We start from the raw sequence: 14,272 nt of genomic DNA on the forward strand, positions 1-14,272 counted from the left end.
GCGAGTGGCCCGCGTAGGGTCGGGTCCGTGCCTGCCGATGCCGCCCAGTCAGCAGTCTCCCGCCGCGGCGCCGCCCGCGTCCGGTCGATGGAGACCACCATCTTCGCCGAGATGTCCGCGCTCGCGGTCCGCACCGGGTCGGTGAACCTGGGCCAGGGCTTCCCGGACGCCGACGGACCGGCCGCGGTGATCGCCGCCGCCGTCGACGCGCTGCGCACCGGGCGAAACCAGTACGCACCCGGCACCGGCGTCCCGGAGCTGCGGACCGCGATCGCCGACCACCAGCGGCGCCACTACGGCATCGATCTCGACCCGGACACCCAGGTCACCGTCACCACCGGCTGCACCGAGGCGATCGCCGCGGCGATCCTCGGCCTGGTCGACCCCGGTGACGAGGTCGTCATGCTCGAGCCCTACTACGACTCCTACCCGGCGATGGTCGACTTCGCCGGTGGGGTACGACGCCCGGTCACCCTCCGCGCCCCGGACTTCCGCCTCGAGCCGGACGCGCTGCGGGCCGCGATCACCCCGCGCACCCGGATGATCCTGCTCAACACCCCGCACAACCCGACCGGGCGGGTGCTGGACCGGTCCGAGCTGGACGCGGTGGCGGCGGTGGCCCGGGAGCACGACCTGCTGGTGGTCACCGACGAGGTCTACGAGCACCTCACCTTCGACGGGCACCGGCACCTGCCGCTGGCGACCCTCCCGGGGATGGCGGAGCGGACCCTGACGCTGTCCAGCGCCGGCAAGTCCTACTCGTTCACCGGGTGGAAGGTGGGGTGGGCGAGCGGCCCGGCCGACCTCGTCGCGGCCGTGATGGCGGCCAAGCAGTGGCTGAGCTACACCTCCGCGGCGCCGTTGCAGCCGGCGGTGGCGGTCGCCCTCGCCGAGCACGACGGCTACCCAGCCGAGCTCGCCGCCGACCTCCAGCAGCGCCGGGACCTGCTCGCCGCGGGGCTGACCGGGGCCGGGCTGGCGCCGTACGGGTGTCAGGGCACGTACTTCCTGATCTCCGACATCTCGCACCTCGGCTGGTCGTCGGGGCGCGAGTTCTGCGCGGCACTGCCGGAGCGGGCGGGGTTGGTCGCGGTGCCGACCGAGGTCTTCTACGACGACCCGGACGCCCCCGGCGCGGGACGTCACCTGGTGCGCTGGGCCTTCTGCAAGCGGCCCGAGGTGCTGCGCGACGCGGCCGAGCGGCTGGCCGCCGCCGACCTCACCCGCTGATCCCACCCGCTGATCCCACCCGCTGATCCCACCCGCCGAGCCCACCCGTCGCGCCCGTCCGGACACTCCCGGAGGCGATCCCGGACGCTCGGGGCGCGTTCGGGATCGTTCGGATTCGCCGATTCCCCCTCACCGATCGGCGCCGGCCTCGTTGGATGAGGTGCGGTCGGTCCCAGGGGCCGTCCGCGCCGGTCGACGTCGTACGGACCCGGAGCCGCGAGCGTGAAGTGGGGGGATGCTCGCAGCAGCACCGGGCCGTCGGCGTCGTCCCGACCGGCCGCAGACCCTGCTCAGCGGCGCCAGGCGGCGACGTCGGCGCGCAGCAGCAGCCACGTGCTCACCGCGCACGCCGCGACCAGCACCACCAGCAGCGGGCTGGCCAGCGCCATCACCAGCATCACCAGGCCGGCCAGCGTGCTGGAGACGGCCAGCGCGATCCGCGCCCACCTGCGTCCGACGATGGCGAAGCCGGCCAGCACCGCGGCAGCGATGCACCATGGCACCGCCACGGCGGCCAGCGCGTAGACGCCGGTGGTCACCTGGTCCCGGGTGACGCCGAGGTCCTCCAGCGGGCCCTGCTGCCGCTCGAACTCGGTCCACAGCTGGTCACCGCCGATCGCGACCGCCAGCGCGACCACGAGCAGGCCTCCCGCCACCAGCGCGGTGCTGCCCCAGACCAGCGAGCAGGCCCAGATCAGCGCCGGGGGCCGGCGGTCGGCAGCACGGGTGGCGAGGTACGGGTTGGGCTGACCCTGGTACGGCGGGTCGGCCGGCCGTTGCTGCGGCGCGGGACCACCGATCACGGTGCCCGGCGGCAGCGCTGTCGGCGACGGCGAGGCTGGGGCTGGGGGTGACTCCGCGGTACCGGACGGCGCCGCGGGCGCCTGGTCGACCGGAGGAGCCGGCGGCGCCGCGAAGGGGTCCGGCCGCTCACCCTGCCGTTCACCCTGCCGCTCGCCCTGGCCGGCGCGGGTCAGGCGCTGCGCCCAGGGACGCCCGGCGAACCAGTCGCGCGTCGGCTGCAGCCACAGCATGGTGATGCCGGCGACCACCATCGGCGCGAAGAAGCCGGCCGTCGCGACCCCGCCCACCAGGACCAGCGGCGCGAGACAGGTCAACGCGATCCGTGCCCCGGTGGAGCGCCGCAGCGCCTGGACGCCCAGGATGGTCGCCGCGGTCGCGGCGCCGGCGGCGATCAGGCAGAGCACCCGCACGATCGTGGAGAGTGCGGTGATGGTGAGGCCGCTGCCGTCCACCGGCGGCTCGGAGAGCACCCGGGCGAACTCCTCCTGCACCTCCAGGGTGTTCAGCGAGGCGATCCGCTGCCAGGCCGAGAGCACCAGCACGATCGATCCGCCGATGATCAACCACCCGGCAAGAGTGGCTTGACCTGGGCGCTGCGGTGCTTCGGCTGGCATGTCCCCCAGTCTCCCAGACGCCGGGTGAGCACCCCGACACCGCCGAGGGGCCCACATCAGACGGTGAGCACCAGGCCGTCCTCGCCGCGGTCGACGACCACCCGGCCACCGTCGGTGACCTCGCCACCGATCAGCATCCGGGCGAGCGGGTCGCCGATGGCCGACTGGACCAGCCGGCGCAGCGGTCGGGCGCCGTACGCCGGGTCGTAGCCGGTCTCGGCGAGCCAGGTGCGCGCGGCGTCGGTGACCTCGACGCTGATCCGCCGGGCGGCCAGCCGCCGCTCGAGCAGCTCGAGCTGGAGTCCGACGATGTGGCCCAGGTCGTCGCGGGAGAGAGCGTCGAAGGTGACGATCTCGTCCAGCCGGTTCAGGAACTCCGGCTTGAACGACTGCCGGACCACCCCGAGCACCGCCTCCTTCTGCTGGGCCGGGTCGAGGGTCGGGTCGACGAGGAACTGCGAGCCGAGGTTGGAGGTGAGGATCAGGATCGTGTTGCGGAAGTCCACGGTCCGCCCCTGACCGTCGGTCAACCGGCCGTCGTCGAGCACCTGCAGCAGGATGTCGAAGACCTCCGGGTGCGCCTTCTCCACCTCATCGAGCAGCACCACCGAGTACGGGCGTCGCCGCACCGCCTCGGTGAGCTGACCGCCCTCGTCGTAGCCCACGTAGCCCGGAGGGGCACCGACCAGGCGCGAGACGGCGTGCTTCTCGGCGTACTCGCTCATGTCGATCCGGACGATCGCCCGGTCGTCGTCGAAGAGGAAGTCGGCCAGCGCCTTGGCCAGCTCGGTCTTGCCGACGCCGGTGGGGCCGAGGAAGAGGAACGAGCCGGTGGGGCGGTCGGGGTCGGCGATGCCGGCCCGGGCCCGCCGTACGGCGTCGCTGACCGCGGTGACCGCCGAGCCCTGACCGATCAGCCGCTCGCCGATCACCTGCTCCATCTCCAACAGCTTGGCGGTCTCACCCTGCAGCATCCGCCCGGTGGGGATGCCGGTCCAGGCCTCGACCACCTCGGCGACCTGCTCGGCGCCGACCTCCTCGCCGACCAGCTTGTCGGCGGGGTCGATGCCGGCGGCGTCGCGCTCGGCCTGCTCCGCCTCGGCGATCTGGCGCTCCAGCACCGGGATCCGTCCGTAGAGCACCTCGCTGGCCTTCTCGAAGTCACCCTCGCGCTGCAGCCGGTCGGCCTCGCTGCGCAGGGCGTCGAGCTGGCGGCGCAGCTCGCCCTCCCCTCGAGGCTGGCCTTCTCCCGCTCCCAGCGGGCCTCCAGCGCGCGCAGCTCCTCCTCCTGGTCGGCCAGCTCGCCCTTCAGGGCGGCGAGCCGCTCGACGGAGGCTGCGTCGGACTCCTTCTCCAGCGCGAACTGCTCCATCTTCAGCCGGTCCACCGAGCGGCGCAGCTGGTCGATCTCCTCCGGGGAGGACTCGATCTCCATCCGCAGCCGGGAGGCCGCCTCGTCGACCAGGTCGATCGCCTTGTCCGGCAGCTGCCGTCCGCTGATGTAGCGGTCCGAGAGCGTGGCCGCGGCGACCAGTGCGGCGTCGGTGATCCGGACCCCGTGGTGCGCCTCGTACTTCTCCTGGATGCCGCGCAGGATCTGGATGGTGTCCTCGACGCTGGGCTCGCCGACGAAGACCTGCTGGAAGCGACGCTCCAGGGCCGGGTCCTTCTCGATCGACTCGCGGTACTCGTCCAGCGTGGTGGCACCGATCATGTGCAGCTCGCCGCGGGCCAGCATCGGCTTGAGCATGTTGCCCGCGTCCATCTGGGAGTCCCCGCCGGCACCGGCCCCGACCACGGTGTGCAGCTCGTCGATGAAGGTGACCACCTGGCCCTCGGCCTGCTTGATCTCCTCCAGCACGGCCTTGAGTCGCTCCTCGAACTCGCCGCGGTACTTGGCGCCGGCGACCATCGCGGCCAGGTCCAGGGAGAGCACCCGCCGGCCCTTGAGGCTGTCCGGGACGTCGCCGGCGACCACCCGCTGGGCCAGCCCCTCGACGACGGCGGTCTTGCCGACGCCCGGCTCGCCGATCAGCACCGGGTTGTTCTTGGTACGACGACTCAGCACCTGCACCACGCGCCGGATCTCCGCGTCGCGGCCGATCACCGGGTCGAGACGCCCCTCCTGGGCGGCGGCGGTCAGGTCGACCGAGTACTTCTCCAGCGCCTCGTAGGTCTGCTCGGCGTCCTGGCTGGTCACCCTGCGGTTGCCGCGCAGCGCGACCACGGCCTGCTGGAGCGACTCGGCGCTGAGCCCGGCGCCGGCCAGCACGCTGCGGGCGCTGGACTCGACGGTGGCCAGCGAGATCAGCAGGTGCTCGGAGGCGACGTAGTCGTCCTTCATCGACCCGGCCAGGTCGAGTGCACCGGCCAGCACCCGGGTGAGCGCCGCGGACGCGGCCGGCTGCTTCACTGTGGCGCCGGAGGCCGACGGCAGACGGTCGCGCTCGGCCACCGCGGACTGGACCAGGGTCGGCGCGTCCACGCCGGCCTTCGCGACCAGCTGGGCGCCGGTGCCCTCGCTCTGCAGCAGCAGCGCGACGAGGAGGTGGATCGGCTCGAGCGTGCTGTTGCCGGCCGAGGTGGCCGACAACGAGGCGGACTCGATGGCCTCGCGGGCTCGGGTGGTGAACTGGTCGGCACCGAACTGGGACATGGGCGCTCCTGGGGATGTGCGGGGTGACTACGGGGAAGGCGGGGCCGCGGACCCGGACCGAGCGGGGCGGCTTCTGATAGTCACAACGGCAGGAAAGTTGAGTCTGTTCCACTCAACTTCAAGAATTCGCGAGCCGCCCGATCCGGTCGGGTCAGACCCGGGCGATCTCGATCCGGCCGAGTCGCTGGCCGTCCACCACGGCCGGGTCGCTGTCCGGAGCGGTCATCGCGAAGACCGTGCGCCCGTCGCTCCCGCCCACCGCGCAGGCGTAGGTGGGCTGGCTGGTCTCGATGCTGCCGGTCACCGCGCCGCCCTCGGCGTAGCGCAGGAGCACCGGCGCGAGAGCGGTGGCGATCCAGATCCCGGCGTCCGGGTCGGCGGCGATCCCGTCCGGCGCCGCCATCTGCTCCGCGGTCGACGCCCAGACCCTCCGCCCGGTCAGCGCCCCGTCCTCGGCCACGTCGAAGGCGGTGAGCTGGAGCCGCAGCGTCTCGGCCAGCACCAGCGTGCGGCCACCGTCCAGCAGCACCATCCCGTTGGGGAACCGCACGTCGTCGGCGGCCACCGAGACCGCGCCGTCGGGCGCCAGCCGGGCGAGCCGGGTGCGCCCTGCGTCCGGGTCGGCCAGGATCTCCGGGATCTCACGCTGGTGCAGGTCGGCGTGCAGGTCGTAGCCGAAGTTGCCGACGTAGGCGCCGCCCGCGGAGTCGGTGACCAGGTCGTTGACGTGGAACTCGGCGAGGTCGGCGAGGTCGGCGTGCAGGACCAGCTCGCCGTCCGGCTCGAGCCGGAGCACCCGGCGGTCCACCATGCTGCTGACCAGCAGCCGCCCGTCGGGCAGCCACCCCAGCCCGGAGGGCTGCATCGGCACCTCGACGACCAGCTCCTCGGCGCCGGCCTCGTCGACGGTGTAGACGCCGCGCCGGTAGAAGTCGCTGAACCACAGCCGACCGTCGCGCCATCGCGGCGCCTCGCCGAACGCGAGTCCTTCGAGCAGCACGGTCGCCTGGGTCATCGGGCCTCCTGGTTCCGGGTCCGGCACCGGCGCCGGCACGGGTGCTGGTCAGTCAAGCACCCGTGCCGTGGCCGGTCGAGGGGTCAGCTCTGCCGCAGGAACTCCAGGTGCCGCTCGTAGCGGTCGAGGCAGTCGTGGATCACCTGGCTGGCCCGGCACCCCATCACGTCGTAGCCGAGGCCACCGGTCGGTCCGTGCACCTCCAGTCGCGCGTACTGGTCACGATCGGAGATCATCCGGCCGCCGTACGTCGGCACCGGCGACCGGTGCACCTGCACCCGGTAGACGAACGGCTGCTCCCCCGCGGTGTGGATCTCGACGTACTCCGCCGGCTCGCGGTCCCCGTCCGGTTCGGCCCCGACGCCGACGGCCACCTCGGCCGGCACGCCGCGGTTGCTCAGCTCGGCGGCGACCTCGCGCAGCGCGGGCTCGACCACCTTGTGCAGGTAGGCGGTGGCGTCCTCGACGTCGACGAAGTTGGTGGCCCGTGCGATCCGGGCCCGCCAGGCCTCCTTGGAGTCGTCGACCACCGACAGCGTCGGGGCGGCCACCGCCCCGGACGGCCCGACCCCGTTCGGTTGCAGGTCGTCGACCCGCAGCGCCTTCGCCAACCCGATCATCACCAGCACGATCACGAACGCGAACGGCAACCCCATGATGATCGTGGCGTACTGCAGCGTGCCGATGCCGCCGACGGCGAGCATCGCGATGGTGAGCAGACCCGTGGCCGAGGCCCACACGATCCGCTGCCACGCGGCACAGTCCTGCTGGACGTCGCGCAGCACCGAGCAGAGGTTGCCCATCACCAGGGCGCCGGAGTCGGCGGAGGTGACGTAGAACAGCAACCCGATCACCAGCGCCAGGAAGACCGTCACCTGGGCGCCCGGATAGCCCTCGAGCAGCTCGAAGAAGCCGCGGCCGTCGAACTCCTGGGCGGCGGCCGCGAAGTCGGCGTCCCCGCTGCGCACCCGGTCCAGGGCGGCGTTGCCGAAGAGGCAGACCCACATCACGATGTAGGCGAACGGGATGGTGAGCGCCCCGAGGACGAACTGGCGGATGGTGCGACCGCGGCTGATCCGGGCCAGGAACAGGCCGACGAAGGAGGCCCAGGCGACCCACCAGGCCCAGAAGAAGAGCGTCCAGTACGACTCCCACTCGGCGGCGTCGGAGAACGCGAAGGTCTCCATGGTGCGCGCGGCGAACGTCTGCGCGTAGTCGCCGACGTTCATCACCACCGACTCCAGCAGGAACTGGGTGCGGCCGGTGAAGAGCACCCACGCGGCGAGCCCCAGGGCGAGCAGCACGTTGAGCTGGGAGAGGAACCGGATGCCCTTGTCGACGCCGGTGGTCGCCGACACCGTGGCCATCGCGACGGCCAGCACGACCAGCGCGATCTGCGTGCCGGTGCCGACCGAGACGTCGAACAGCATGTTCAGACCGATGTTGAGGAAGACCACGCCGATGCCCAGGCTGGTGGCGACCCCGAAGATCGTGCCGAGCACGGTGGCGGTGTCGACGGCGTGCCCCAGGACCCCGTCCACCCGCTTGCCGAAGAGCGGCTGCAACGCCGACCGTACGGCGAGGGGCAGGTGTCGACGGTAGGCGAAGAACGCCAGGGCCAGCCCCATCAGGACGTAGAGGCCCCAGCCGGAGATGCCGTAGTGGAACATCGTCCACACGGTCGCCTCCCGAGCGGCCACCACCGTCTCACCGTCGCCGACCGGCGGAGCGACGTACTGGCTGACCGGCTCGACGACGGAGTAGAACATCACGTCGGTGCCGATGCCGGCCGCGAAGAGCATCGAGGCCCAGGCGAAGGTGGAGAACTCCGGGCGGGAGTGGTCCGGCCCCAGCCGGATGTGGCCGAACCGGGAGAGTCCGAGGTAGATCACGAATACCAGCACGACCGTGGTCAGCAGGATGTAGAACCAGCCGAACGCGCCGGTCACCTTGCCGGTCAGCTCGGTGATCACCTCCGCGGCGTTGTCCGGGGCGATGATCGCCCAGAGCGCGATCGCGAGCACCCCGGCCATCGAGGCGATGAAGACCGGCCAGCGGGTGGCGGGTGTGCCGAGCTCGCCCGGCGGACCGGGCGGGGTGGTGGACGCCGTCGTGGCGTCGTCGGTGGCGGTCATCGGTCCTCCTGGGCAGTGGTGGTGGTTCCCGAGTCGACGGATCCGACGGCGGCCCGGCGGGCGCCCGCGGCCGACGGTGGGTCGGTGGTCGCGTCCCAGGCGTCGTTGCGGGCGTCGCCGACCGGGTAGAGCGGCGCCCCGGTGCCGTGCCGGTACCAGGGCACCTCGGCGGCGGGCAGCGGGGTGTTGCCGGCGATCAGGTCGGCCGCCTTCTCGGCGACCATCATCACCGGCGCGTAGATGTTGCCGTTGGTGACGAACGGGAAGACCGAGGCGTCCACCACCCGCAGCCCCTCGGTGCCGTGCACCCGCATGCTGCTCGGGTCGACCACGGCCGCGTCGTCGGTGCCCATCTTGGCGGTGCAGGACGGGTGCAGGGCCGTCTCGGCGTCGTCACGCACCCACTGCAGGATCTCCTCGTCGGTCTCCACCCCGGAGCCGGGTGAGATCTCGCCGCCGCTGAACGCCGCGAAGGCGGGCTGCTCCAGGATGTTGCGCGCGGCGCGCACCATCTCGACCCACTCCCGCCGGTCGTTCTCGGTGGAGAGGTAGTTGAACCGGATCGACGGGTGCTCGTAGGGGTCGGTCGACCGGATCCGCACATCCCCCGGGTGTCGGCGTACATCGGGCCGATGTGGACCTGGTAGCCGTGGATGCCGTAGGGGCTCTCGGCGGGCTTGGAGCCGTCGTACCGGATCGCGATCGGCAGGAAGTGGAACATCAGGTTCGGCCACTCGACCTCGTCGTTGGACCGGATGAAGCCGCCCGCCTCGAAGTGGTTCGAGGCGCCGACGCCGCGGCGGCCGAAGAGCCACTCCGCGCCGATCCGCGGCTTGTGGTGGTGGGCCAGCCAGGGGGCGATGGAGACCGGCTGGGTCGCCGCGTGCTGCACGTAGACCTCCAGGTGGTCCTGGAGGTTCGCCCCGACGCCGGGCAGCTCCACCCGGGTGCGCACGCCCGCGGCGGAGAGCACCTCGGGGTCGCCGATGCCGGCCAGCTGGAGCAGCTGCGGGGAGTTGAAGGCACCGCCGCAGAGCACCACCTCGCCGGCGGTGACGCTGCGGTGGGCCTTGCCGCCGCGCACGTAGTCGACGCCGGTGCAGCGGTTGCCCTCCATCCGCAGGCCGGTGACCATCGCCAGTGTCTCGACCTTGAGGTTCTTGCGGCTGCGGACCGGGTGCAGGTAGGCGCGGGCGGCGGAGAGCCGGCGACCGCGGTGCACGTTGCGGTCGAACTTCGCGAAGCCCTCCTGCCGGTAGCCGTTGACGTCGTCGGTCAACGGGTAGCCGGCCTGCTGCACGGCCTCGAAGAACGCCCCGAACAACGGGCTGCTCGCCGGGCCGCGCTCGACGACCAGCGGACCCGATCCGCCGCGCCAGGCGTCGGCACCGGTGCTGCCGTCCTCGAGCAGGACGGTCTCCATCCGCTTGAAGTACGGCAGGCAGTGGGCGTAGTCCCAGGCGTCCATCCCCTGCTCGCCGGCCCACCGCTGGTAGTCCATCGGGTTGCCCCGCTGGAAGATCATCCCGTTGATCGAGGACGAGCCGCCGAGCACCTTCCCGCGGGCGTGGTACACCCGCCGGCCACCCATCTCCGGCTCTGGGTCCGACTCGTACTTCCAGTCGTAGAGCCGGTTCCCGATCGGGTACGGCAGCGCGGCCGGCATGTGGATGAAGGGGTCCACCCGGAAGTCGCTGCGACCGGCCTCGAGGACCAGCACTCGGGTGGAGGGGTCGCTGGAGAGCCGGTTGCCGAGGGCCGAGCCGGCCGACCCTCCACCGACGATGACGTAGTCGTAGTGCTGGTTCATCCCTGCTCCCTCTCCGCGTCCGTGGCGTTCGCGCGGTCGGCGAACCACCCGGCCGGCGCCGGGCGGGTGTTGTGCCAGATGTGCTTGGTCTCGCGATACTCCTCCAGCCCGGCGTGGCCGAGCTCGCGGCCGATCCCGGACTGCTTGAACCCGCCCCACTCGGCCCCCGGCACGTAGGGGTGGTAGTCGTTGATCCACACCGTGCCGTGGCGCAGCCGCTGCGCGACCCGCTCCGCACGGCCCGCGTTCTCGCTCCACACCGCGCCGGCCAGGCCGTAGATGGTGTCGTTGGCGATCGCCACCGCGGCGTCCTCCGCCGCGTCGGCGTCCGCGCCGGAGAAGGTCTCCACGGTGAGCACCGGCCCGAACGACTCCTCCCGCACGCAGCGCATCTCCCGGGTGCAGTGGTCGAGGACGGTGGGGGCGAAGTACCACCCGGCGTCGTACTCCTCACCGTCCGGGGCGCCGCCGCCACAGCGCAGCACGGCCCCGTCCTCCAGGGCGTCGGCGACATAGCCGGCGACCTTGGCGCGGTGCTGCTCGCTGATCAGCGGCCCGGTCTCGGCGTCGTCGTCGAACGGCCCGCCGAGCCGGATCTGCTCGGCCCGCGCCACGAGCTCGTCGACGACCCGGTCGTGGATGCTCTCCTCGACGACCAGCCGCGCGCCCGCCGAGCAGACCTGGCCGGAGTCGAGGAATACGGCGGTCAGCGCGTTGTCGATCGCTGCCGGGATGTCGGCGTCGGCGAAGACCACGTTGGGGTTCTTGCCGCCGAGCTCGAGCGCGATCCGCTTCACCGTCGGCGCCGCGGCCGCCATGATCGTCCGGCCGGTCACCACGCCGCCGGTGAACGAGACCAGGTCGACGTCCTCGTGCTCAGTCAGCGTCGGCCCGACGACCGCTCCAGCACCCAGGATCAGGTTGGCGACGCCGTCGGGCAGCCCCTCCTCCGCCAGCACCCGGCAGAGCCAGATCGCGGTGTGCGGGGTGAGCTCGCTGGGCTTGAGGACGAAGGTGTTCCCGGCCGCCAGCGCCGGCGCGACCTTCCAGCTCGTCTGCAGCAGCGGGTAGTTCCACGGGGTGATCAGCGAGCAGACGCCGACCGGCTCGTGCACCACCCTGCTGGACACGTCGGGCATCCCGGTGTCGACGACCCGGCCCGCGTCAGCGGCCGCGAGGTCCGCGAAGTGCCGGAAGACGCCTTCGATGTCGTCCACGTCGATCTGGGACTCGACGAACCGCTTGCCGGTGTCCAGGCTCTCCAGCCGGGCCACCTCGTCCTTCTCCGCGACCAGCCGGTCGGCGACCCGGCGCAGCAGGGCGGCGCGCTCGGGCGCCGGTGTGCCCGGCCACGGTCCCTGGTCGAAGGCCCGACGGGCGGCGCGGACCGCATCCACCGCGTCCTGCGCGGTCGCCTCGGGGACGACGCCGACCTCGCTCCCGTCGGCAGGACAGCGGATGGTGCGGGTCCCGGCGTCGCTCGCGTCGCGCCACTTTCCATCGATGAGGAGTGCGTTCACCCGTCATGGCTACCACCGTGGCACCGCGGCGTCGAGTCTCCCGAGGGTCGATACACCCCCGGGGACCCGGTCGATTCTCGCGGGGGCGGCGTCCTCGCGCCGAGGTGGCTCCGGTCACCCGGCACGCGCCGGGCGGTCGGAGGAGCCGCTCAGCCGGACGGCGGTCCGCTCTCCGCCGGCGGTGCCGCATGCGCCGGCAGCGCGCGACCGGCGACCTCCTCGTCGACCAGCGCGAGCCGGCAGAAGGCCTCCCGAACGGGGTGAGGTGGATGCTGCGCCGCACCACCTTCGCGAACCTGACCGACCCGAGCGCGGCGAGCACGTCGGGCTGCGCCTCGAGCACCTGGTACTCGGTGTGGTCGGCCACCGGCTCGCGCGGCAGCCACACCAGACCCAGCCGGAACAGGTTGTTCAGGTACGACGGCACCTGGTCGCAGTGACGCAGGCCGGCCCGCGCACCGATCATCGTGAGCCCGGGCGCGATCAGCTCCGAGCTGACCCTCCCGAACGGCCCGCCGGTGCGCACGTCGACGCTGGGCTGCGGCCCGTGCTCGAGCAGCATCACCAGGATCCGTGCCTCGTCGGGGGCCAGGTCGTCGAGGATCCGCTCGTAGGCCGGGTGGTCGGAGTCCTCGCTCCACACGTCGCGGGACCGGGCGAGCAGGCCGGCCCCGCGCTCGCGCAGCGTGGTCGGCCGGCTGGCCACCACCTGGCCGTCGACGGACCGGCGGCCGCCGTGGTCGTCGGGGCCGCCGCCGTCGGGCTGCCGCGTCGGACGGCGGCCCTCACCGCCGAGCGTCTCCCCGGCCGCGAGCAGCGCGTCGCCGACCGGCACCCCGTCGGCGACCTGCCGGGCCAGCTCGCCCACCGTGCCGACGTACTGCCCGACGTCGCGCACCAGGGCCGCCGCCGCGTCGGCGTCGGTGGCCGCGCGCCGCAGCCGCCGGGCGCTGCGGACGCCGGTGCGCAGGCCCCAGCCGGCGGTGTGCAGAGCCGCGGAGCCCGCGATCCGGGCCAGACCGGGCAGCGAGTCGACCACCTCGGGGTCGCCCAGCACCGGCAGCCGCGGCAGCACCGGCCGCTCTCCGCTCGCGGGCGCGTCGGCCATCGTCTCCCAGCGCGGGTCGCCGGTGGGCCGGCCGGGCTCGTCGGCCGGGTCGCCGGCCGCGCTCATCGGCCCCACCCGAAGATCGCCAGGTGGAGGAATCCGCCACCCAGCCCCATCACCGCTCCGTGGGCGTAGAGCATCCACTCGTCCTCCTTGATCGCCGCGCGCATCATCTCCACGAAGTCCCGCGGCGGCAGCTCCTTGGTCCGCTCGGCCAGCAGTACCCGGATCCGCTCCGACTGCTGGCGGCTGAACACCGGGTCCTTGAACGGGGTGATCGTGCGGCCGACCGCGGCCTCGGCGACCGAGTCGCGGATGTTGTCGAACCGGGCGCCCCCGATCGCCACCCGCACCGCGCCGCGCAGCGGCCCGGCCGCGCCCTCGATCGCCGGCCGCAGCGCGTCGGCCAGCATCTGGCGGGTGCGGTCACCACGAGGACCGTCCATCAGGAAGTCGCCGATCCGTTCCAGCGTGATCACGTCCTCGGCGATGATCCTGGCGTAGACCTCGGCGCACTCGTCCTGCCGGCGCAGGAACAACCCCTGCACCTTGATCCCGAGGACGCGTCGCTCCTCGGTGGGCTCGAAGATCAGCCACATGCCGAGCAGGTTGGTCAGCCAGCCGACCACCACGCCCAGCAGCGGCAGCAGCCACCACACGTGCCAGGTCTGGTCGACGACCGCCACCGGGATGCCGAGCAGGAACCCGAAGACGAAGCCGAAGGTGACCATCAGGTGCAGCTCGCGCTGCCCCACGTCGCGGAAGACCCGGACCACCAGGTCGGGGTTCGCCCGGAAGTGGTCGATCACCATGATCTTGGGGTCGAGCAGCTGGTCGATGTGGATGCCGATCTCGTCGGTGATCCGGCCGACCAGCGCGGGCAGCTGGGCCTGCACCCGCTCGATCACGGCCTCGCGCATCGGACGCGGCAGGTCCCGCCACAACCGGGGGTGCTCGCGTCGCATCACCTCGTCGACCAGCGCGGGCAGGTCGGGACGGAAGACCTCGACGATGTGCGCGGCGATCTGGTCGGGCTCGAGCTGGGCGTAGAACTCGGCCGGGGTGCCCAGCTTGGCGATCACCTTGTCGACGGCGATGCTGCCCATCTTGGCAGCCCGCGCGGGCACGATGCCCTGCCAGCCGAGCCTCCCCTCCATCCAGCCGGGGACCTCCTGGAGCTTGCGCGGCAGCACCGAGGCCACCTCGCGCAGGCCCGGGACGCGGACACCGTGGAAGCTGACCGGCTTGAACAGCATCCACAGGCCCGACCAGTTGATCAGCCAGCCGATCACCCCGGTGAAGACCGGGATGGAGACGAACGCGACCCAGTCGACGTGGTCGGCCCAGTCGGCCAGCCCGTCCAGCAGCGCGTCCACCCGT

Annotated in this window: 7 protein-coding genes and 3 pseudogenes; 1 reads left to right on the plus strand and 9 read right to left on the minus strand. The window is 72.6% G+C overall.

Going from position 1 to position 14,272, the window contains the following annotated elements; genetic code table 11:
* Positions 1-27: 27 nt before the first annotated feature.
* Complete coding sequence (locus tag FIV43_RS13470) at positions 28-1,230, plus strand: pyridoxal phosphate-dependent aminotransferase (RefSeq protein ID WP_181407813.1); 1,203 nt, start codon at positions 28-30, stop codon at positions 1,228-1,230.
* Positions 1,231-1,520: 290 nt separating this feature from the next.
* On the opposite strand, the gene FIV43_RS13475 is transcribed toward FIV43_RS13470, so the two are convergent.
* The 9 genes and pseudogenes from FIV43_RS13475 to FIV43_RS13510 form a co-directional block, all read right to left on the minus strand.
* Positions 1,521-2,648, minus strand: coding sequence for a hypothetical protein (locus FIV43_RS13475; RefSeq protein WP_181407482.1), 1,128 nt, complete (start codon positions 2,646-2,648; stop codon positions 1,521-1,523).
* Between the two features lie 56 nt (positions 2,649-2,704).
* Positions 2,705-5,304, minus strand: a pseudogene (clpB, locus tag FIV43_RS13480) (ATP-dependent chaperone ClpB).
* A 151-nt stretch (positions 5,305-5,455) separates the two neighbouring features.
* Positions 5,456-6,319: an SMP-30/gluconolactonase/LRE family protein gene (locus FIV43_RS13485; RefSeq protein WP_141014548.1), complete on the minus strand. Its 864-nt coding sequence runs from the start codon at positions 6,317-6,319 to the stop codon at positions 5,456-5,458.
* An 83-nt stretch (positions 6,320-6,402) separates the two neighbouring features.
* A complete protein-coding gene (gene betT / locus FIV43_RS13490; RefSeq protein ID WP_141014549.1) occupies positions 6,403-8,454 on the minus strand; it encodes a choline BCCT transporter BetT in 2,052 nt (683 codons plus the stop codon).
* A complete protein-coding gene (locus FIV43_RS22515) occupies positions 8,451-9,188 on the minus strand; it encodes a GMC oxidoreductase (protein ID WP_231123964.1) in 738 nt (245 codons plus the stop codon). The genes betT and FIV43_RS22515 overlap by 4 nt, the downstream gene beginning before the upstream one ends.
* Positions 9,116-10,264 (minus strand): annotated as a pseudogene (locus FIV43_RS22520) (GMC family oxidoreductase N-terminal domain-containing protein); the annotation flags it as partial. The gene FIV43_RS22515 and the pseudogene FIV43_RS22520, both read right to left, overlap by 73 nt.
* The gene (locus FIV43_RS13500) at positions 10,261-11,784 is read right to left on the minus strand and encodes an aldehyde dehydrogenase family protein (RefSeq protein ID WP_141014550.1); all 1,524 of its coding nucleotides are present in this window, start codon (positions 11,782-11,784) and stop codon (positions 10,261-10,263) included. The gene FIV43_RS13500 and the pseudogene FIV43_RS22520, both read right to left, overlap by 4 nt.
* Positions 11,785-12,091: 307 nt before the next feature.
* A pseudogene (locus FIV43_RS23860) lies at positions 12,092-12,958 on the minus strand (Abi-alpha family protein); the annotation flags it as partial.
* Positions 12,955-14,268 carry a hypothetical protein gene (locus tag FIV43_RS13510; RefSeq protein WP_196780798.1) on the minus strand — a complete coding sequence of 438 codons (1,314 nt, stop codon included), beginning with the start codon at positions 14,266-14,268 and terminating at the stop codon, positions 12,955-12,957. The gene FIV43_RS13510 and the pseudogene FIV43_RS23860, both read right to left, overlap by 4 nt.
* Between the last annotated feature and the right edge of the window lie 4 nt (positions 14,269-14,272).

Origin of the sequence: Nocardioides sambongensis, from assembly GCF_006494815.1 — a bacterium.
In the GTDB taxonomy this organism is placed as follows: domain Bacteria; phylum Actinomycetota; class Actinomycetes; order Propionibacteriales; family Nocardioidaceae; genus Nocardioides; species Nocardioides sambongensis.

Coding starts and splice junctions, on each gene's coding strand:
- betT (WP_141014549.1), bottom strand. CDS start 8,454: ATGACCGCCACCGACGACGCCACGACGGCGTCCACCACCCCGCCCGGT.
- FIV43_RS13485 (WP_141014548.1), bottom strand. CDS start 6,319: ATGACCCAGGCGACCGTGCTGCTCGAAGGACTCGCGTTCGGCGAGGCG.
- FIV43_RS13475 (WP_181407482.1), bottom strand. CDS start 2,648: ATGCCAGCCGAAGCACCGCAGCGCCCAGGTCAAGCCACTCTTGCCGGG.